15 protein-coding genes and 2 pseudogenes are annotated in these 20,948 nt (G+C 32.9%); 3 read left to right on the top strand and 14 right to left on the bottom strand.

Annotated elements, in window-relative coordinates:
• Window positions 1–83 precede the first annotated feature (83 nt).
• From ACZZZT_RS02110 to flxA, 6 genes and pseudogenes are all read right to left on the bottom strand, one after another.
• Window positions 84–967: pseudogene (locus tag ACZZZT_RS02110) on the bottom strand (LpxL/LpxP family acyltransferase).
• Window positions 967–1,221, bottom strand: coding sequence for an acyl carrier protein (locus ACZZZT_RS02105; RefSeq protein ID WP_042564825.1), 255 nt, complete (start codon window positions 1,219–1,221; stop codon window positions 967–969). Before ACZZZT_RS02105 ends, ACZZZT_RS02110 begins: the two are co-directional and overlap by 1 nt.
• A gap of 4 nt (window positions 1,222–1,225) precedes the next feature.
• A complete protein-coding gene (locus tag ACZZZT_RS02100; protein ID WP_042564824.1) occupies window positions 1,226–2,449 on the bottom strand; it encodes a beta-ketoacyl-[acyl-carrier-protein] synthase family protein in 1,224 nt (407 codons plus the stop codon).
• Window positions 2,450–2,678: 229 nt separating this feature from the next.
• Window positions 2,679–3,409, bottom strand: a pseudogene (gene flxB / locus ACZZZT_RS02095) (flexirubin biosynthesis SDR family reductase FlxB).
• A 36-nt stretch (window positions 3,410–3,445) separates the two neighbouring features.
• A complete protein-coding gene (locus ACZZZT_RS02090) occupies window positions 3,446–4,678 on the bottom strand; it encodes a WG repeat-containing protein (RefSeq protein ID WP_463459270.1) in 1,233 nt (410 codons plus the stop codon).
• A gap of 35 nt (window positions 4,679–4,713) precedes the next feature.
• Window positions 4,714–6,234, bottom strand: a complete 1,521-nt coding sequence (flxA, locus tag ACZZZT_RS02085) for a flexirubin biosynthesis tyrosine ammonia-lyase FlxA (RefSeq protein WP_463459269.1) — start codon at window positions 6,232–6,234, stop codon at window positions 4,714–4,716.
• 101 nt (window positions 6,235–6,335) lie between these two features.
• Here flxA and ACZZZT_RS02080 point away from each other — a divergent pair, with 101 nt between their 5' ends.
• Entirely contained in the window at window positions 6,336–7,598 is a 1,263-nt protein-coding gene (locus ACZZZT_RS02080; protein ID WP_042564820.1) for an NAD(P)/FAD-dependent oxidoreductase, read from the top strand.
• Window positions 7,599–7,629: 31 nt separating this feature from the next.
• Here the strand turns inward: ACZZZT_RS02080 and ACZZZT_RS02075 are convergent, their stop codons facing one another.
• The 7 genes from ACZZZT_RS02075 to ACZZZT_RS02045 all read right to left on the bottom strand — a co-directional run bounded on the left by ACZZZT_RS02075 (window position 7,630) and on the right by ACZZZT_RS02045 (window position 15,157).
• The gene (locus ACZZZT_RS02075; protein WP_463459268.1) at window positions 7,630–8,649 is read right to left on the bottom strand and encodes a hypothetical protein; all 1,020 of its coding nucleotides are present in this window, start codon (window positions 8,647–8,649) and stop codon (window positions 7,630–7,632) included.
• A 307-nt stretch (window positions 8,650–8,956) separates the two neighbouring features.
• Window positions 8,957–9,247, bottom strand: a complete 291-nt coding sequence (locus tag ACZZZT_RS02070; protein ID WP_463459267.1) for a hypothetical protein — start codon at window positions 9,245–9,247, stop codon at window positions 8,957–8,959.
• Between the two features lie 175 nt (window positions 9,248–9,422).
• Window positions 9,423–9,761: an L-rhamnose mutarotase gene (locus tag ACZZZT_RS02065; protein WP_463459266.1), complete on the bottom strand. Its 339-nt coding sequence runs from the start codon at window positions 9,759–9,761 to the stop codon at window positions 9,423–9,425.
• Between the two features lie 123 nt (window positions 9,762–9,884).
• Window positions 9,885–11,570 (bottom strand): sodium/sugar symporter, encoded by a 1,686-nt coding sequence (locus ACZZZT_RS02060; RefSeq protein ID WP_463459265.1) that lies wholly within the window; start codon window positions 11,568–11,570, stop codon window positions 9,885–9,887.
• A 251-nt stretch (window positions 11,571–11,821) separates the two neighbouring features.
• Entirely contained in the window at window positions 11,822–12,895 is a 1,074-nt protein-coding gene (locus ACZZZT_RS02055) for a UDP-glucose--hexose-1-phosphate uridylyltransferase (protein ID WP_073394512.1), read from the bottom strand.
• 10 nt (window positions 12,896–12,905) lie between these two features.
• Entirely contained in the window at window positions 12,906–14,066 is a 1,161-nt protein-coding gene (gene galK / locus ACZZZT_RS02050) for a galactokinase (protein ID WP_463459264.1), read from the bottom strand.
• 35 nt (window positions 14,067–14,101) lie between these two features.
• A complete protein-coding gene (locus ACZZZT_RS02045) occupies window positions 14,102–15,157 on the bottom strand; it encodes an aldose epimerase family protein (protein ID WP_463459263.1) in 1,056 nt (351 codons plus the stop codon).
• A gap of 101 nt (window positions 15,158–15,258) precedes the next feature.
• Here ACZZZT_RS02045 and ACZZZT_RS02040 point away from each other — a divergent pair, with 101 nt between their 5' ends.
• The gene (locus tag ACZZZT_RS02040) at window positions 15,259–16,257 is read left to right on the top strand and encodes a GntR family transcriptional regulator (RefSeq protein WP_463459262.1); all 999 of its coding nucleotides are present in this window, start codon (window positions 15,259–15,261) and stop codon (window positions 16,255–16,257) included.
• Between the two features lie 356 nt (window positions 16,258–16,613).
• Here ACZZZT_RS02040 and ACZZZT_RS02035 read toward each other — a convergent pair whose 3' ends face one another.
• The gene (locus ACZZZT_RS02035; protein ID WP_042564814.1) at window positions 16,614–17,303 is read right to left on the bottom strand and encodes an NUDIX hydrolase; all 690 of its coding nucleotides are present in this window, start codon (window positions 17,301–17,303) and stop codon (window positions 16,614–16,616) included.
• A gap of 569 nt (window positions 17,304–17,872) precedes the next feature.
• On the opposite strand from ACZZZT_RS02035, the gene ACZZZT_RS02030 reads away from it, so the two are divergent.
• Window positions 17,873–20,926: a SusC/RagA family TonB-linked outer membrane protein gene (locus tag ACZZZT_RS02030; protein WP_463459261.1), complete on the top strand. Its 3,054-nt coding sequence runs from the start codon at window positions 17,873–17,875 to the stop codon at window positions 20,924–20,926.
• The last annotated feature ends 22 nt before the right edge of the window (window positions 20,927–20,948 follow it).

The following is a 20,948-nucleotide window of genomic DNA, read 5'->3' as shown; positions in this document are numbered from 1 at the left end:
ATACAAAGCTTTGCGAACTTTGTGTTTTTATAAAATCCGATATGTAAAAAACTTTGCGAACTTTGCGGTTAAATAGCAATTGTTTACTTTGACTTTAACTGATTCCAGAAATCAAAATAATTGAACCATTGCAATGGATATTTTTGAAGCATAGATTCTACACTTTCAATATATGATTTTAAAAGGGCTTTTTCGTCACGATGTTTTACAACGGCTTCGCGTGCGTATAAATGATAGTGTAAGTTGGGCTCTTTCATTACATAAACAAAAACAACCGGAACTTTTAAGCGCGATGCAATTAAAAACGGACCTGCCGGGAAATTAGCTTCTTCGCCTAATATTTTTTCTGACAGCGATTTTGTTCCTTCAAAATAACGATCGCCAGTAAAACAAACCAGTTCATTATTGGCCAAAGCAGCATTGATCTCAAAAATATGAGATAAATCATCTTTGATAATGATGAATTTTACGGTTGGTTTTTGAGTAACACTTTCCAGATAATTCTTAATAGCAGAATGTTCTAAATCTGTAGTAACCAGATTAATTTGAAAATCGATGTCGATATCACCTAAAAAATGTTCGGCGATTTCAAAATTTCCAATATGGGCGCTAATTAAAACGCCGCCTTTTTTTCTGCCAAAAGATTTTTTAAAATTTCTATTCCGTCAAATTCGTAGGTAAATTTATTTCGCATTCCTGCCGAAATAGAAATTTTATCAATAATAGTTTGCCCAAAAGTATAATAACTTTTGAAAACCATTTTTTTAGATTTGAAATTGGAATATTTTAGCCTTTCTTTAAAATAATAAGAAATTGCCCTGTTGCTTTTCTTTAAGAACAAAAAGTAATAAGAAGCAACAAAATAAAGTAACACATAAGCGGACTTGACACCCGCTTTTTGTATTAAAAAAACGAATATTTTATAGCCTAAAACTGTTCCTTTTGATTTGCCATCCCATTGACTCATTAAACAGCTTTAGCTTTTAGTTTGTTTTCTATAAGGTCGTAGAAAGTTTGAAAAGAGGAAATTCCAACAAAATCAGCTTCAACTAATTTTACACCAAAGGTCGCTTCAATAGAAACAACTAAATCAACATAGTCTAAACTATCTAACCCTAGTGTATCTTTTAAATTTGCGTCTGGTTCAATGTCATCATTGTCTACTTCAAATTCATCAACCAAAAAACCATTAATTTTTTTTATTATTTCTTCTTTATTCATCGCTTCATTTAAACTTTTTAACTACCAGTGCAGAATTGGTTCCTCCAAATCCGAAGGAATTCGACAAAAATATATCAATTTTTCTATTTAACGTAGTTTTAACTAAATTTAATTTAGCAGAGTCTTCGTCTGTGTTTTCCAAATTGATATTGGGAGCTATAAAATCGTGCTGCATCATCAATGTCGAATAGATAATTTCGCTTGCTCCGGCCATCCAGCATTCGTGACCGGTCATTGATTTTGTTGAGCTTACATAAGGATTGCTTTCGCCAAAAACTTCAAAAATAGCTTTTGCTTCATTGCTGTCTCCAACAGGCGTTGAAGTTGCATGCGCATTGATATAATCGATGTCGCCGGCTTTTAATTGTGCATCATCAAGCGCTCTTTGCATAGCAGTTGCAGGGCCTTCAACATTTGGAGTCGAAATATGACCGCCGTTTGAAGAGAAACCATAACCTGCAACTTCTGCAATAATCGTTGCACCACGTGCAATTGCCGATTCGTAGCTTTCTAATATTAACGTTGCGCCACCACCACTCGGAATTAAGCCGTCGCGATCAGCATCAAAAGGTCTTGACGCCTTTTGGGGTTCGCCTTCTCTTGCAGAAAAAACACCTAAACCATCAAAACTGCACATGGCATATTTGTTGATTTCCTGTGCGCCTCCACAAATAATAATATCCTGAAAACCGCTTTTTATTAAAAAATAAGCCAGTCCAATAGAATGTGAACCACTTGCACAAGCGGCACTGATGGTAAGATTAATACCACGAAGTTTAAAAATCGTAGACAAATTCATCGTTACCGTAGAATTCATTGATTTAAAAATTGCACCAGAACCAATCAGGGCTGTATCTTTTTTCTCACGAACAATATCTGTAGCATCGATAATAGCTTTTGAGACACTATCATTTCCGTACATAATACCCACTTCGCGATCGTCAAAAAAAGCATCATCAATATTGGCGTTTTTTAGTGCTTCGATGGTAGCCATGTACGCATATTCGGTTTCTTCACCAATACTCATACGTTGTCTTCTGGTCAATAAAGATTTTAAATCGGTTTTAGGCACCATACCCGTTAAGGCTGATTGAAAACCAAATTCTTTTCTTTCAGAATCAAACTGAATACCAGATTTTCCGTTATATAAAGACTCCTTTACTTCATCTAAAGAAGTACCTATACAGGAATAAATTCCCATTCCGGTAATTACAACTCTCTTATTCATGGTCTTTTTATAAGTAATTTTTTAATCCTTAAGTATATTTTTTAAACAAAGTCACCAAAGTTTTTTTAATCTATTCTTTAATTTTTTTAATCTCGCAAAGACGCAAAGGGTTTTCTTTATTTAAGTTTTTTAATAAAACTTTGCGACTTAGCGTCTTTGCGAGCAATTTTCGGTGTTAAAGGAAAAAAACTTAAAATAACTTGGTAAACATGGGAGAAATATAATATTTCTAAGAATATATTCCTCCGTTGATGTTAATAATTTCTCCGGTAATATAGCTTGATTTTTTGAAATCAAAAAGCTTACCAAATCTGCGACTTCTTCGGCTTCGCCAAAACGATTTACGGGAATTAGTTTTAGTAATTCTTTTTCGTCTAATTGGCTCGTCATGTCAGTTCGTATAAAACCCGGCGCAACTGCATTAACAGTAATGTTACGTTTTGCAACTTCCTGAGCAAGTGCTTTAGTAGCTGCAACAATAGCCCCTTTTGCTGCCGAATAATTGGTTTGCCCGGCAGTTCCTTTTACTCCCGAAACAGAAACCATATTTACAATTCGGCCATATTTGTTGCGCAGCATTTTTTGAATAAAAAACTGCGTAACATTAAAAAATCCGTTAAGACTTGTGTTTACAACGCCGTTCCAGTCTTCGGGAGTCATCCACATAAAAAGACCATCTTTTGTAATTCCGGCATTGTTTACAATTGCTTCAACGATGGCTTCAGGATTTGTTTCCTGCCATTGCGTTAAAGTTGCTTGTACCTGTTCAAAATTAGAAACATCAAAACCTAAGATTTCTCCGGTTGCTCCTAATTTTTGAATTTCCTGCAAAGTTTCTTCTGCAGCAGTTTTGTTCGAATGATAATTAATCAGAATATGATAGTTGGATTCAACCGCTAATTTTTTGCAAATAGCACTTCCAATTCCTCTTGAACCACCCGTTACTAATACACATTTCATTGATGTAAATTTTATTTTTTATAGAACACAAGTGTGTTATTTTTTCTTTTTAGTTGCTGGTTTTGATCCTGATTTAGCTGGTTTTGTTTCCGCTTTTGTCTCTGGTTTTGCTTTTTCAGTAACGACTTCGTTTGGGGTGTTTTTTTCTGCTGTTTTAGAAAATAGTTCAGCGTTTTCAAACCATTGATTACCTACAACAGTTCCATCTGGTTTAAGAAATCCCCATTTCCCTTCGTTTTTTACTCTGGCAAGACCATCAATAAATCCTTTGTCTTGTTGTACAAATAGAGCAATGACGAATCCGTTTGAAGTAATACCATATTGTGTTGGAATAACTAATTTTCCTGTTTCATTGATAAAACCCCAATTTTTTTCTTTTATAGGAGCCAGTCCGTTTGAACTAAAAACTTCTGCATCACTATAAGTTGGCGGAATAACAAATTCTGCTTTTGGGTTTATATATCCCCATTTAGATCCCACACAAACCGGAGCTAAATTTTTTGAGAACGCTTTTGCTTTATCATAAATAGGAGTAATTACCCAATTTCCTTTAAGGTCAATGAATCCAATTTTTCCGTTCTTTTTGGCATAAGTCAGATCTTGTGTTTCAAAGTCCCAGATTTTTTCGGCACCATCAACAGCAATAAAATTTCCGGAACTTACAATTCCAAACGTCTTATCTTTTCTTGCCCAGGTTGTATTTTTAAAATAGTTTCCTATTTCGTCATACGAAGGTTCTATTAGTTCCTTACCTGAAGCATTAATGATTCCCCATTTTTTATTGTTTTCAACTCTTGCAAAACCATTTTCAAAAGGTTTTATCTGATCGTATTTTGGTTCTAAAACAACGGTCATTTTTGAATTGATTAATCCAATTTTATTGGCTTGTTTTATAAAGGCAACACCGTTATTAAAATCAAATAATTTTTCGGAAGCAGGCGCTTTAAGAATTTCTCCTTTTGTATTGATATAAACCCATTCCTTCTCTTTTTGTACAATAGCAACTCCGCTGTTAAAATCTTTGGCATTTTCAAAAGATGCAGGAATTACCCAGCTTCCTTTGGTATCAATAAATCCCCATTTTCCACCATTTTCGACAGCTGCTAAACCATCAGAAAAGCTTTTTGCAGATTTGTATTGAGGTTCTATTTTAAAAGATCCATCTTTAGAAATATATCCAATTTTTGAATTCTTTTTAACTAATGCCAATTCCTGACTATTAACAAATTGAATAACGAATAGCAACAAAAAAATAAATGGTTTTTTCATGGTTTTAAAATTCAATATTAATAAAAAAGTAACGCTTAACTATTGATAAGATAATCTTTTACTTGCTGAACAAACGGATACATTACCTGATCTTCCTTAAATACAGGAATTATTTTTCTAACATCGTCATACCATTTTTTGGTAACAGATGAAATTTTATCTTTTTGCTGTAAATAATCAATCGCCTGAACAATTGTAATTAATTCGATAGCCAAAACTTCAAAAGAATTCTCGATTACTTTTGATGTAATTACTGCCGAGTTGGTACCCATACTTACAATGTCTTGATTGTCATTGTTGTTCGGGATACTATGAACGTACATTGGGTTGGATAACATTTGGCTTTCTGCAGTTGTTGAAGTTGCAACAAACTGAACTCCCTGCATTCCGAAATTGAATCCTAATGTTCCTAAATTAACAAAAGGAGGAAGGATTTCGTTGATTTTTGAATTCAGCAAATAATTCAACTGACGTTCTGCCAACATCGTTAATTTGGTAATAACAATTTTTAATTTATCCATTTCAAGCGAAATATAATCGCCGTGGAAATTACCTCCGTGATAAACGTGTTTGTTTTTTACGTCGATAATCGGGTTGTCATTTGCCGAGTTAAATTCGTCTTCTAAAATAGAAGCTACATTATTGATAGTCTCCAAAACGGGACCTAAAATTTGAGGCACACAACGCAATGAATAATATTCCTGTACTTTTTCCTTGAAAATTTCTTCGGTATTTTCTCCAGAATATAAATGGTCTTCTCTTTTACGGATTAAAGTACTGTCAGAAAGATTGGCTCTCATTTTTGCAGCCACTTCCTGTTGCCCTTTATGACGTTTAGTTTGGTTTAATTCTTCAGAAAAGTGATCGTCATAAGCCTGAACCAATTCGTTAATGGCGCAAGAAGCTTTTAATGACCAGTCTAATAATTTATTAGCATGGTGCACATTTACAACTCCAATTCCGGTCATTACAGAAGTTCCGTTAATTAACGCAAGACCTTCTCTGATTTCTACCTGAATAGGTTTTAAACCTTCAATTTCAAAAACTTCTGAAGTTGGTCTTCTGTCTCCTTTATAAAAAACTTCGCCTTCTCCAATTAAAACTAAAGCTAAATGGGATAGTTGTACTAAATCTCCACTTGCTCCAACACCGCCGTGTTCAAAAATTAACGGAGTAATATCTCTGTTAATTAATTCGGCCATTAAGTGAATTACAGAAGGGTGAACTCCTGAATTACCTAATGATAAGGTGTTTAATCGCGCCAAAATTGCTGCTTTTGCACAAACCGGGCTTAACGGTTTTCCTGTTCCTGATGAGTGGCTTCTGATTAAATTATATTGTAGCTGAATCTGATCTGATTCTTTAATTCGATATTGAGCCATTGGGCCAAAACCAGTATTCACTCCATAAATAACTTTGTTTCCTGAAAATTCTTTTAGGAAATTAAAGCTTTCATTTACCCGATTTAATACAATGTCGCTCACAACAACTTTGTTATTTCCAAATATTATGGACTCGAATTCTGCTAAACTTAAATATTCATTAATTGTATTCATTAAATTGTTTTTGGTTGTGCTAATTTAATTTTATTTATCAAAATAATTGTAGTTATTTTGATGATGGCAAATGTAGTTTAATAATTGATAACATTTTTAATATGATAAAGGAGTTTGTAGATGTTTTAGTAATAGGTGCAGGACCGTCCGGATGTGTTTCGGCATCTTATCTACACAAAAACAATATTAAGATAAAAGTTGTAGAAAAAACAAAGTTTCCAAGACTGGTTGTTGGCGAAAGCCTTATTCCCAGAGTAATGGATCATTTTGAGGAAGCAGAACTTTTTGAATGCCTGGATGCAATGAATTTTGAAAAAAAACTCGGAGCTCGTTTTATCAGAGGAGAAGAAATTTGTGTTTTTGATTTTAGCCAGAAGTTTGGAGAAGGCTGGGATTGGACATGGCAGGTGCCAAGAGCTGATTTTGACAACACAATGGCTCAGGAAGTTATTAGAAAAGGAATAGATTTGGAATTTGAAACAGAAGTTCTGGAAGTTTCTTTTGAAGGAAAAAATTCGAAAACAATTGTAAAAGATAAGGACGGAAATTTAAAAGAAATTCACGCTAAATTTATTATCGATTCCAGTGGATACGGACGTGTATTGCCAAGACTTTTAGATCTCGATACGCCATCAAAATTAGATCCGCATTCGTCGATTTTTACACACGTAAAAGACATCAACAGACCGGAAGGCGAGGAAGGAACTCAGATTTCATTTGATATTCTGGAAACCGAAGTTTGGTTATGGGTAATTCCTTTTTCTAATGGAAACACTAGTTTGGGAGTTGTGGGGCCAACAGATTTTATCAATTCGCTTTCAGAAAATAAAGATAATGCTGAGGCTTTAAGAAATGCAATTCAAAAATCTGATTATTATATTAAAAGATTTAAAGGAACAGAGTTTTTGTTTGAGCCGGTAAAACTGGAAAATTATTCAAGAGCGGTAAAAAGAATGTATGGCGACGGTTTTGCCTTAACAGGAAACAGTTCTGAATTTCTGGATCCTGTGTTTTCATCAGGAGTTGCTTTTGCGACAGAATCCGGAATGCTGGCAGCAAAATTATACATCAAAGAATCACAAGGAATTGAAGTTGATTGGGAAGTTGAGTTTACAGAATACATGAAGCGCGGAATTGCTGTTTTTACCACTTACGTGAAAGAATGGTACACCGGAAATCTTCAGACTTTATTCTTCCACCAACCGGAAAACCCTGAAGTAAAAGAGAAAATATGTTCAGTTCTCGCAGGTTATGTGTGGAACGAAGAAAATCCGTTTGTTAAGAAACATGATCACGTGATCCAAAATATGGCCTATTTACTGAATATGCAAAAAGAACAAAATGAAAACCCTAGTGTAAACTAGGGTTTTTTGTTTATTTAAAACTATTGGGTCTTTATTTTAAAGTAACTTTTATCATAATATCTTCTTTTTTCTTTTTGTACGCTTCAAAAATAAAGGAGCTATTACTAGTTTTTATCACACGATTTGTTGCAAATTGAAATGTTTCAAAGTCTTTTACTTCAAGTGAATTTAAGATTGAACCTTTTGAGATTTCTCCATTGTTGTCCTTAATTTTAACAGCTGTTAAATATCCACCATTGTTATCAGAATGTAATGCGGGAGTTTTATTAAAAGGAAGATTAATATTTTTCACATTGTCTAAAAAGACAAAAAAATTATCGGTTTCTGTGTTAAAGTATTTATAAGACATTCCACCTCTACTGATTCCACCTCTCTGATTTTTTGGAATTTTTTTCATCCATCCTAATGTTCCATCTGGATTAATCTTTGTTACAATAATATTATTAAAGTAAGAGTGAATTGAAGTGCCAGATGTGCTGGTTGTTGTAGTTATAAGCTGATGTTGTTGTTCTCCAACTAAAAGAATACTTCCATCTTTACGAAGATCAAGATCAGTTAATTTTAAATCGGCAATCTTAGCACCTTCTCCATTTTCTTCTTTTCTATCGTTTTTCCTCTGTTCTTTTTCGGTTACAAATTCATTGATTATATCTAAAGGTATTTCATAAGTAAGTTGACTAGAAAAGCTCCTGTCCTCTTTCATTTTAATCAAGATTATTCCATCGCTATTTTTACCATAATATTCGTTCTTTCCATTGTTATAATAACCACCTAACATTATATTTCCGTTTGGTAAATTAAATAAAGAAAGGCTGGTAATAAATTTGTCTTTGTTTTCAATTTTTGTAATATCTATTTTATCAGAATTAGGTTTAAAAGTAAACAATTCAATATGGGAGTTTGCAACAGTATCATTTTTGCTTTTTTTATCATTATTGCTGTTATCATGATAAATTTTGTTTAACATATAAAAATTGCCCTCTTTGTCAATTTGAAAGTCCAAATTTTCTATTCGGCGTTTCGTATAAGGCATTGTAATTTCTTTGTTCAATATTGTGTTCAAATTTCCATCAAAGGAATATAAACCAATAACGTCAAAACTTTTTTTATCATTTTTTTCTCTGGAATTCTAGTATATTGTATTAGACAAGATTTTTTGTCAAGAGTAGGGGAAATTTGAAATCTTTTATAACCTTCTTCTTGGAGTAGATAGGAATCGTTAAACTCTACATTATCATCAACTGTTATTAATAGTTTTGCATTACCTTTAAATTCCCCTTTAATAAAATCTATTTCCTGAGCAAATAGCTTTTCTGAGTGTTTGTCTGGGATACTATAAAAGAGGAAAAAACTATCGTTTATTTCTTTGACGCATTCAAGTGATACATCTTTTGAAAAATATTTTTCGTATTTTTTTCAGAAATAAGTTCAAGCTTATCGACATTGAATTTCTTTATATAACTATCTCTTGAATCAGTTATGACCGACATTATTTCATTTCCTTTAAGAAAGTATTTTCTGAAATATCCATCTGCTGATTTATAAGGACTACTAACATCATATTTATAGTCGTTTGATAATTCTTTTTGAGAATATCCGTACAAAATGTATAATGAAAGCAATACAGTAAAAAGTAATTTTTTTATCATATTTATTTAGTTTTTATTATTACAACCGAGATTTTTTAATAAACGAAAGTAATCAAAACCAATTGTTAAATATTTAATTTATTATTATATATCGCGTCAATTTTGCTAATTATTTAAAAATGAATAATTAGCAAAATAATAAAGGCCTTAAAGATTAATTTAAAAGAGTTTTCAATTATTTCAACTCAAATATTTTCTCCATCAAAACCCATTTCTCACCCGGTTTTGCCCACGGTAAAGCTTGCTGAAATTTCCACATTAAGTTTTCCCATTCCTGAACTTTTGGGTTTGCAGCATCTGATTTTGATTTTTTTTCGAATGAAAAATCAGCGTCGGCTTCAATAATCATAAAGAGTCTGTTTCCTGTGCAGTAAATGTCAAGAACAGATATTCCAGTGCTTTTGATGCTTTCTGTAATTTCTGGCCAGATGTTTTTATGGAGTGTTTTATATTCTTCAATTAAATTAGAATTATCTTTTAAATCTAAGGCTAAACAGAATTTTTGTGTGGTCATAATATATAGTAGAAAAGTTAGATTATTCAAATAAGGTATCTGAACGAGTAATTTACAAAAAAAAGACTGTCGTTTACAGACAGTCTTTTTATACTTCAAAAAATAATATAGTAAAAAATTATACTACCAGAATTTAACATACAAAGCCACAATAATCAATAATGTAATTACGATTAAAACTGTAGTTTGTGGTTTTACTTTAAACATTTCAGAGTCAATTTCAAACGCTTTAGGATTTACTTTTGGACCCGCGAAACTAATCAAAATCATCGCCAACATGGTAAAGAAGAATGATAATCCCATACAAATATGGAATGGAATTTCGAAAGCTCCTTTTCCGTTAGGATAAGCTGTATATAATAATGTATCGTTTCCAAATAACATTGGAGCATATTCATTGAATAATACTGATAAAACAAATCCTAAAATTACACCCACAATTGCAGCAGTTCCGGTTGTTCTTTTCCAGAACATACCAAGGAAAAACATAGCAAAAACTCCAGGGCTAATAAATCCGGTGTATTTTTGGATATAAGTGAATCCACCAACTCCGCCAATTCCTAAAATATCATTCCATGTAAATAATACTGCTAAAAGCATTGCAGCAAAAACGGCAATTCTACCAATATTTACCTGTTGTTTTTCGCCAGCTTCTTTTTGAATATATTTTTTATGAATATCTAATGTATAAATTGTAGAGATACTGTTTACTTTTCCAGCCAATGAAGCCACAATTGCAGCCGTTAATGCCGCAACAGAAAGTCCTTTTAAACCTGTTGGCAAGAACGTTAATACAGCAGAATAAGCGCCGTCTTTTCCTCCAACCAATTGAGGTAAATGTCCGTTTTGGTATAAAACGAAAGCAGCAATACCAGGCAACATTACGATTAATGGCATTAATAATTTTAGCATACCTGCAAATAAGATACCTGTACGTGCAGTTTGTAAATCGGCACCAAGAGCTCTTTGCGTAATGTATTGGTTACATCCCCAATAGTTTAAGTTGATGATCCAGATACCGGCAACATAAGACATCAAACCCGGGAAAGTTAAATATTTGTCGATTTCAAGTTGAGATGACGTTGCATTTGGTTTTGGAATTATCATTTTGAAATGCTCAGGAGCTTCTCTCATTAAAACTTTAAAACCTGCAATTGCATTTTCGCCTACGCCAAAATATTGTCCAACAGTTGTAAGTGCGATATAAGAAGTTACCAAACCTCCGATAATTAAAACAGCAACCTGAATAACGTCAGTATAAGCCACAACTTTCATTCCTCCAAGAGAAATAAGCAATGCAAATAAAGCCAATCCAACCATAATAACATGAAGATATTCTCCTCCGGCAAGACCATTAATAGCAACAGCTCCTAAATATAATATCGAAGTTAAATTTACAAAAACATACAAAAACAACCAGAAAACGGCCATAATCAATGCAGTCGATTCGTTATAACGTGTTTTTAAAAATTGTGGCATCGTATAAATCTTATTTTTAAGATATACAGGAATAAACCAAACGGCAACAATAATTAAGGCAACAGCAGCCAGCCACTCATAAGCAGCAACGGCAATTCCTAAAAAGAAACCTTCACCACTCATCCCGATGAATTGTTCTGCCGAAATATTTGAGGCGATTAAAGATGCACCAATAGCCCACCAGGTTAAATTTCCTTCAGCCAAAAAATAAGCTTTAGCATCTTGTTCGTCTTTTTTACGTTTATGGTAAATTGTATAACCGTAGACCGATACTACGATAAAGTAGATAATAAATACCGCATAATCTGCGAAAGCAAGGTTCTGGTTCATTGTTAGTAGTCTTTTAAAAATTAGTATAGGGTGATTGTTTGTTTAATTTGTTTTAAAAAGTTTAATTTCTAAAACTGGTTTTTTTATTGTTTAATTCAATTTTAAATATGATATGTGTTTTTATTCTCTTATTTTTTTATGAAAAAAAGAACGAAAGCCAAAAGTAAAATAAAAATCCAGATATCTGCCAAAAACAAATGTGTTTTTTACATTTATACAGAACATAATTGTGTTAAATTTATTTTATTTACTTATGCTTCTTCAAAGCGGCTTTTTTCTTTGTTTTTATAATGTACAGTTGATAATTCTCTTAAAATTTCGGCACTTTTTTCGGGAGTAATATCTCGCTGTGATTCGCCCAGCATTTCGTAGCCAACCATGAATTTTTTTACGCTTGCAGATCGTAGCAAAGGCGGATAAAAATGCATGTGAAAATGCCATTCAGGATGCTCGAAACCATCGGTTGGTGCCTGATGTATTCCTGATGAATAAGGAAAAGATGTGTTGAATAAATTGTCGTATTTTGTAGTTAATTCTTTTAGAATTGTAGCATAAGCAAGAGTTTCCTCTTCTGTAAGATCAGTGATTTTACCAAAAGATCTTTTGCTGATAATCATTGTTTCATATGGCCAGATTGCCCAAAACGGAACCAAAGCCACAAAATGATCATTTTCAATAACAATTCTTTCGCCGGATCTTAATTCGGCCTGAAGGTAATCGGAGAGTAATGTTTTCTGATTTTTATCGTAATATGCTTTTAAACTGTTATGTGTTTTTTCAACCTGAGTTGGCAATGATGACTGCGCCCAAATTTGTCCATGCGGATGCGGGTTACTGCAACCCATAACACTTCCTTTATTTTCAAAAATCTGAACGTGATTAATGTATTTGATATTTCCTAAATCTGTGTATTCTTTTTGCCATGTTTTAATGATGTTTTCAATTTCATTAATACTCATTTCCGGCAACGTAAGGTCGTGTCTTGGTGAAAAACAAACCACTCTCGAAATTCCGCGCTCAGGCTGTGCTTTAAAAAAGGTGTGTTTAATATCTTCTTCAAAAATAATTTCATCCTGTTTCATTGCGGCAAAATCATTTTCAAATACAAAACTGTCTTTGTAGTCTGGATTGCTCACCCCGTTTGCACGAACATTTCCGGGGCATAAATAACAGGTTGAATCGTATTTTGGCAATGCTTCTGTTGCTACTGTTTCATTTTGTCCTTGCCATGGACGTTTTGCGCGATGAGGTGAAACTAAAACCCATTCATTAATTAAAGGGTTGTAACGTCTGTGCGGGTCTTCGTTAATGTCAAAATTTTTCATTGTTGTGGTATTAAAGTAGTGTTGTTCCGTTTGCGATTTTTACATCGTAAAATTTTAGTTCGATACCAAATATATCTAAATAAAGATTTGCAAACTTATTTTTTACCTCATTTTCGTGACCTTTTTTTATTAAATTTATAGTACAGCCACCAAAACCACCTCCCATTAACCTCGAACCAATCACGTTATCGTCTGCTTTTGCAGTATCTACAAGCATATCCAGCTCTTCACAGCTTACTGCATATTCCTGAGACAGACCATAATGCGTTTCAAAAAGCAATTGTCCTAAAAGTTCTATATTTCCGTTGTCCAGCGCTTCGCAGGCTTTGGTAACACGCTTAATTTCTTTAACCACAAAATGAACTCTTTTAAAAACAGTTTCATTCATTTTGTCGCGAATGCTCAAAATCTGCTCTTCTGTACAATCCCTGAAACTTTTTACTTCAGGAAAATTATTTTTTATGATGGATAAACCTTCTTCACATTCAACTCTTCTTGTGTTGTATTCTGATGTAAAAAGCGAATGTTTTACATTACTGTCAAATAAAACCAATGAATAATCTTTGAAATTGGCATCGTGATATTCAAATTCAAGTGTATTGCAATCTAGTTTTATAACCTTATTTTCAAGACCGTGTACGCTCGAAAACTGATCCATAATTCCGCAATTGATTCCCACCCAATGTTCTGCTTTTTGTCCCATCAAAGCAATATCAACCTTATTAATAGTAAGATTGTAAAGTTCTTTTATTCCGAAAAGCATTCCGCATTCTAAAGCCGCAGAAGAAGATAACCCCGAACCAACAGGAATATTACTGCTAAAAACACAATTAAAACCTTCAAATGAAAAACCATTATCCTGCAACTGCTTAATAACACCACGAATATAATTGGTCCAGACCACATCGCTTAATTGAATTTCCTGAGTTAAATCAATTTCGAATTCTTCGTTTAAATCTATTGCAATTACTTTTGATTTTGAAGAATTGCTTTTTTCGAATGCAAAACAAATTATTTTGTCAATAGCGGCAGGTAAAACATAACCATCGTTGTAATCTACGTGTTCTCCGATAATATTAATTCTGCCTGGAGAAAGTACAATTTTTTGAGGAGCAGATCCAAACGTTTTCTCAAAAAAGGCGGTTGTGTTTTGTATTAAAATGTCATTCATTGGGTAATAAATAAAATATTGTTTTTTTATGATTTCTAGCTTATTTTCTGAAACTGATAAACTGTTTTTTGATGATATTGTTCTCCTTTTTTCAAAACCGAATTCGGAAAATGAGCATGATTTGGCGCATCCGGAAAATTCTGCGTTTCAAAACAAATTCCGCTTGACGGATGATAATCTGCGTTTTCTTTTCCTTTCAAAGTATCAAAACAATTTCCGCCTACATACACATGCACACTTGGCTGATCTGTAAACACATTCATTTTTAGATTGTTTTTTGTGCTGAATAATGTTGCAGCAATTTCATTTTTAGATTCAATTACAAATGAATTATCAATAACGGCCGGACATTTTTTTGAAGATCTGAAATCAAAAGCATGACCAGAAAGAGCAGTGAATTTTCCAGAAGGAATATTATCAGGTTTTGTCTCTAAAATTTTATCAGAATTGACAAACATTTCCTGATCCAGAACTGAAGAATCATGACCGTTGAGGTTAAAATAACTATGATGTGTCAGGTTTATAATTGTATCTTCTGTAGTTATTGCCTTATATTCTAACGTCAATTCGTTTTCTTCGGTTAATGTATAAGTTAAGCCGACTTGTAATTCTCCGGGAAAATTTTCGTCTAAATTTTCACTTAACAAACGCAGCGTTATAGATGGATTTTTACCATGTGTTAAATTAGTAAAAGACCATACTTTTTTTCCAAAACCTTCATTTCCACCGTGCAAAGTATTTCCGTTGTTATTTCCGGCCAATTGAAAAGTGGTATCATTTAAAGTAAAATTTCCTTTATTGATTCTTCCGGCATATCGGCCAACGGTAGTTCCGAAATAAGGTGCGCTCGGCAAATTATAAGATTCAAGATAAGCCTCCAGATTATCAAAGCCCAAAACCACATCTGCGAGTTTTCCGTTTTCAAGAGGAATTTGTAATGAAGTAACGGTTGCACCATAATTGATGATTTGTACTTTCATTCCGTTTTCATTTGATAATTCAAAAGAATAAATCTTCTCTCCGTCAGGCATTAAACCAAACAATTTAGCTGAAGATACATCGATTAAATGCGATATGTGTTTTAATTCCATTGAAAAATTATTAAAAATGAAATCCAAAAATAGAAACATTTTAAAATTTTACATACCAGTACCTACCAGTTTTTAGTATATTGCACAAAAATTCTTTTTTTATGAATATAATTTCTATTCAAAATAATCTCGGCCTTCCAAAATATAAACAGATTATTCTTTCAATTGAAAAAGCGATTGAAGAAGAAAAACTGGTAAAAGGCGATCGCCTGCCGTCGGTAAATAAAGTTTGTCTGGCTTTTAATTTATCTCGTGATACAGTTTTATTAGGTTATGATGAACTCAAAAAAAGAGGTATCATTTATGCCATTCCCGGAAAAGGTTATTACGTTAAAAGCGTTGAAATCACTATAAAACAGAAGATTTTTTTGCTTTTTGATGAGTTAAACAGTTTCAAGGAAGATATCTATAATTCGTTTTTAAAAAGCATCGGAAAAAATGTTCAGGTCGATATTTTCTTTCATCATTTTAATGTTCCGGTTTTTCAAAAGCTTATAAACGACAGCAACGGCAATTACACGAAATACATTATCATGCCTACCAACTTAATCGATATAGCTTATTCGATAAAAACCCTACCAGTAGGTGACGTAATTATACTCGATCAAACCAATCCGGATTTAAAAATATATCCTGCTATTTATCAAAATCATCAAAAAGATATTTTTGAAGGTTTGGTAAAAGGAAAATCAAGATTGAATAAATACAAAAAACTGATTTTGATTTTTCCGGGATTTAGAGAACCATTGGGAATGAAAATTGGCTTTGAGGATTTTTGTACCGAATATGATTTTGAATCTGAAATAATAACCGAATTTACAAACAGAGAAATTACGATTGGGGATCTTTACATTATTCCGAATGACAGAGATTTGGTTCGCGTAATCGAAAATGCCAGGGATCAAAACCTGAAATTGGGAAATGATTTTGGAATTATTTCCTATAATGAAACACCGCTTAAAAAAATTGTAGCAAACGGAATTACCACGATTTCAACTCATTTTGAAGCCATGGGAAAAATTTTGGCAGAAATGGTTTTAAAAGGAAAAAGAGAACAAATAGAAAATAAATCTTCGTTGATTATGCGAAACTCATTATGATTTTTAATAACACGAATTTCACTAATTTACACAAATTCCAATCGCTGGCTTTGCTTGTGAAATTAATTACACAAACAAAAATTCGTGATAATTAGTGAAATTCATGTTTTATTTCACAGTACAAACAAGTTTTGTTTAATAAATCAGTAAGCTTTTAATTAAAAAACAATTTATTGTTTTAATAGAATTATTTTATATACATTTGTAAATGTAAATTCTACACTTATTTTTTGTTAATGTGGATTAAAAAGAAAAATAATTTGTTAGTTTTTTAATTAGTAGTTTTATTGAAGGAAAAAACCCTGAAAGATTGTAGCTTTCAGGGTTTGTTTTTTTAAGGTATTTTTTTCACTTTTTTATAAGTTCAGAACAAAATCGTTCAATAGCTTCTCCTCGTATTTTTCTTTGTTGAAAGTGTAGAGATAAGATCCTTTTCGGGAAGACTGCATATCTTTTTCGTCTAGTTTATTCAGGATTTCCAGAGAATTGATTTTGCTGATGAAGTTTCGTTTATCTAATTCCTTACTCAAAATGGCTTCATATAATTCCAGTAATTGTCGCATCGTGAATTTTTCAGGCAGCAATTCAAATCCAATTGGTTTAATCGAAGTTCTGTAACGTAATCTTCTAATGGCATTTTTTACCATTTCATTGTGGTCGAAAATTAAATTTGGTGCTTCAGCAATAGGAAACCATTCTGCATGGTAATTTTTAATAAGCTCAGTATTGTGATTTTCAATATTAATCAATGCATAATAAGAAACTGAAATAGTTCTTTCGACCGGGTCACGATCGATTTCGCTATATGCATACAGCTGCTCCATATATATATCATTCAATCCCGTATAAGTATTCAAAATTCTGATGGCAGCGTTATCTAATACTTCATCGCGTTTTAAAAAACCACCAATTAAGGACCATTTTCCCTTTTCAGGTTCAAAGTCCCTTTGGATAAGAAGAATTTTCAATCCCTGATGATCAAATCCAAAAATGATACAATCTACTGCTAATAAAACCTTATCTGCAGAGCTATAACTGTTTAGCATATTCTATAATTTATTGGTAAATATATAAACTTCCTCATAGGTTTCATAATTTTATTAATGTAGATTTTACACTTACATAATCTATGAGTCAAAAATAGAGTTAAAAAACTGACTTTTAGTAAAAAAGAGCATTCAAATTTCCTTTTTATGGTTCTTTTAGGACAAAAACAGGATAGTTACAGGACGCTTTTTTGAAAAAAACTCAATTAAAATGAAAAAACTAACACACTTAAAATAAGTTTTTATTTACAAAAATAATATTTTTTTCATTTTAAATACTTAAAAAACAGCGCATTCATAAATCTTTTTTTACTGCCGTTTTTTTGATTAAAAAAGCGCTTTTTAGTAAAAAGTGTATATTTTACACAATTAACATTCAAAAAACGTTTCTTTTTTAAAAATAATGTTAATTTTTTAAATGTTTATTTCACACTTAAATTATGAGATATATTTTTTTCACTATTTTTTTTATGATATTAATTTGTTTTTCACTCTTTTTTTATTTAAATTTACAAATGTAAGATTAACACTTATAATAACCACACTAACCAACCTTAAAATTAACCAGTATGTCAAACCACAAATTATTGTTGTATTGCAATTATTTATTGCCAAAAAAAGAATGGCTTTTAGCAGTATTAATGCTGCTATTTTCTGCTAATCAATTGTCTGCTCAAGGCAAAGAAATTAAAGGAATTGTTACTTCGGCACAAGACAATTTGCCTTTGCCGGGCGTGAACATTATGATAAAAGGAACAAAAACAGTTGCTGTAACTGGATTTGATGGAGAATATATTATTAAGGCATCTCAAAATGATGTTTTAGTTTTTTCATTTATAGGATTTCAAAACAAAGAGATAGCGGTAGGCGGTCAGTCAAAAATTGATGCGGCGCTTACTGAAGATACCAACAAATTAAACGAAGTCGTAGTTATTGGGTATGGAACGCAAAAGAAATCAGATCTTACGGGATCTGTAAGTGTTGTCAACCTGGAATCGGCTAAAAAAACGGTAACTTATGATGCTGCAAAAATGCTGCAGGGTCAGGTACCGGGAGTTACGGTACAATCATCAGGAGAACCTGGTGGTTTTGTCAATGTAAAAATTAGAGGTATAACTTCATTTACCAATAATAATCCTCTTTTTGTTATTGACGGAATTATGGTTGATGCTCCATACGATTTTGCACCGGGAGAAATAGAGTCGATGCAGGTTTTAAAAGATGCTTCTTCGGCAGCGATTTATGGTGTTCGTGGAGCAAACGGAGTTGTAATTATTACCACAAAAAAAGGAAAATCCGGCAGAATGGATATCAAATTTAAATCTATTGTCGGGCTTCAGGATGTGGCAAAAAAATGGGATGTAACAGATCGTGTAGGATATCAAACGATTACTAACGAAGCAGAAAGAAACAGAGATCTTAGAGCCGGAGTTGCGGTAAGTATTGCTCCGGGAAATAATCCGGCAAGTCCTTCTTATATTTCAAATGTCGATACCGACTGGCAAAAAGAAGGTTTACAAACCGGAGTTGTACAAAATCAGACTCTTACATTTGGTGGAGGAGCCGAAAGTATAATGTACAGTTTTAATGTTGATTATTTTAAAAACACCAGTTACTTCAAAACGCCGCAAGATTATGAAAGACTGTCTACCAATTTAAATCTAAACGGTAAAAAAGGAAAATTCAAATACGGGGCAAAAATCGCCTATACACAATCTGATAAAGAAATTTTTAACGAATATAATGCTGGTCAAACAGCTATTAGTGATTTATTGGGCGCTATACCAACAATGCCTGTATATGATTCTAACAGACTGGGTGGTTACGGAGGTACAGATAACCTGACGCAAAGAGCAATTTCGATGAATCCAATTGGGTATAATAATTTGATTGAAAATACCGGAAAAAGAAATCGCTTTATTGGTGATATCTGGGGTGAAGTTGAAATTGTAAAAGGTCTTAAATACAAACTCGATGTAAGTTATGACAGAACCGATTGGGAAAACAGAAAATTTATTCCGCCAAGCGATTTAGGATGGTATTATATTACAACAAATGATGAAGCTTCTTTAGATGTTGCCAATGGAAATGAGTTGAGAACTTTCATGAACAATATATTAACGTACGAAGTTTCGCTTGGTAAGCACAAAATCGAAGCTTTGGCAGGATGGATTCAGGAAAGAAGAGATAATTACAACCATTGGTCAAAAGGTGTAGGATACGAGCCTGGTGAAATTAGTATGCTTCAATATGCGGATTCGAGAGACGCGGGAGAAACTAAATTTACAATTACCGGAATATCGTATATCAGCAGATTAAATTATTCTTATGATGACAGGTATTTGCTTCAGGCAAATTTCAGACAGGATAAAACATCGCTTTTTAGCGAAAAAAATAATTCGGCAAATTTCTATTCCTTTTCAGGAGGATGGAAAATTAGCAACGAAAAGTTTTTAAAATTACCAGACTGGATCAGTAACATTAAACTTAGAGGAGGTTATGGAACATTGGGTAATAATACAATTCCGCAATACTTTTTTGCTTCAACAGTAAACAGTTTCGCAGGGTATGATTTTAATAATGAGCTTGCTCCCGGAACAACCGTAGTTGCAGCACTGGACCCGAATGTAAAATGGGAAAAAACAAGCAGCGCCAACGTTGCATTGGAGTTAGGTTTTCTTGATAACGACTTACAATTTACAGCAGAGTATTTTACAAAAAAAGTTACAGATATTTTAGTTAGAGTGCCTTTGCCTTTTTCTACAGGAGCTTTTCCGGCAGATATTTTTACCAATGCAGGAGATATGAAAAATCATGGTTTGGAGTTTACAGCATCATACAGTAATCATCACCATAAATTTAAATATGATATATCGGCCAATTTCGGAACATTGAAAAATGAAGTGACCAAAATTGGAGTTAATGGAAACCCGCTTTATGGAGCGGTTTCAAAAACAGAAGTAGGAAGATCTGTGGGAGAACTTTTTGCCTGGGAAGCTATTGGAATTTTTCAAAATGCAGCCGAAGTAACATCTTCTCCAACCCAAACCGGAGCAGCACCCGGAGATATCAAATTTAGAGATGTAAATAATGATGGAATTATTACCGATGCCGACAGAACTTTTCAGGGAGTATCAATTCCTAAATATGGTTTTGGTTTAAATTTTAGCGCTTCGTATTCAAACTTTGATTTCTCGATGTTTTGGCAGGGAAGTGGCGGAAACAAGGTTTTTAATGCCATGTATCGTAATTTAATGATAGGACAATACACCAATCATCATGTAGATGAATTAAATTACTGGACACCTACCAATACCAATACTAATATTCCCGCTCCTGTAATTGGCGATCCAAACGGAAATGCCAGAGACTCCAACAGATTTATAGAAAGTGGTGACTATGTGAGACTACAAACGATGGAAATTGGATTTAACATTCCTTTGAATGATAAATTTATTCAAAAAGCCAAAGTTTATATCAACGGTCAAAATTTGCTGACCATTTCAAAATATAAAGGTTATGATCCTGATTTTAATAGCGAAGGATTACTGTCAAGAGGATATGATGGAGGATCTTTTCCAAATCCAAGAACAATTTCTTTAGGAGTAGAGGTAAGTTTCTAAACTGATTTAACCAATTTAAAAC

The sequence above is a fragment of the Flavobacterium sp. AC274 genome (assembly GCF_979258275.1).
This window is presented reverse-complemented; position numbering and strand designations above follow the sequence as displayed.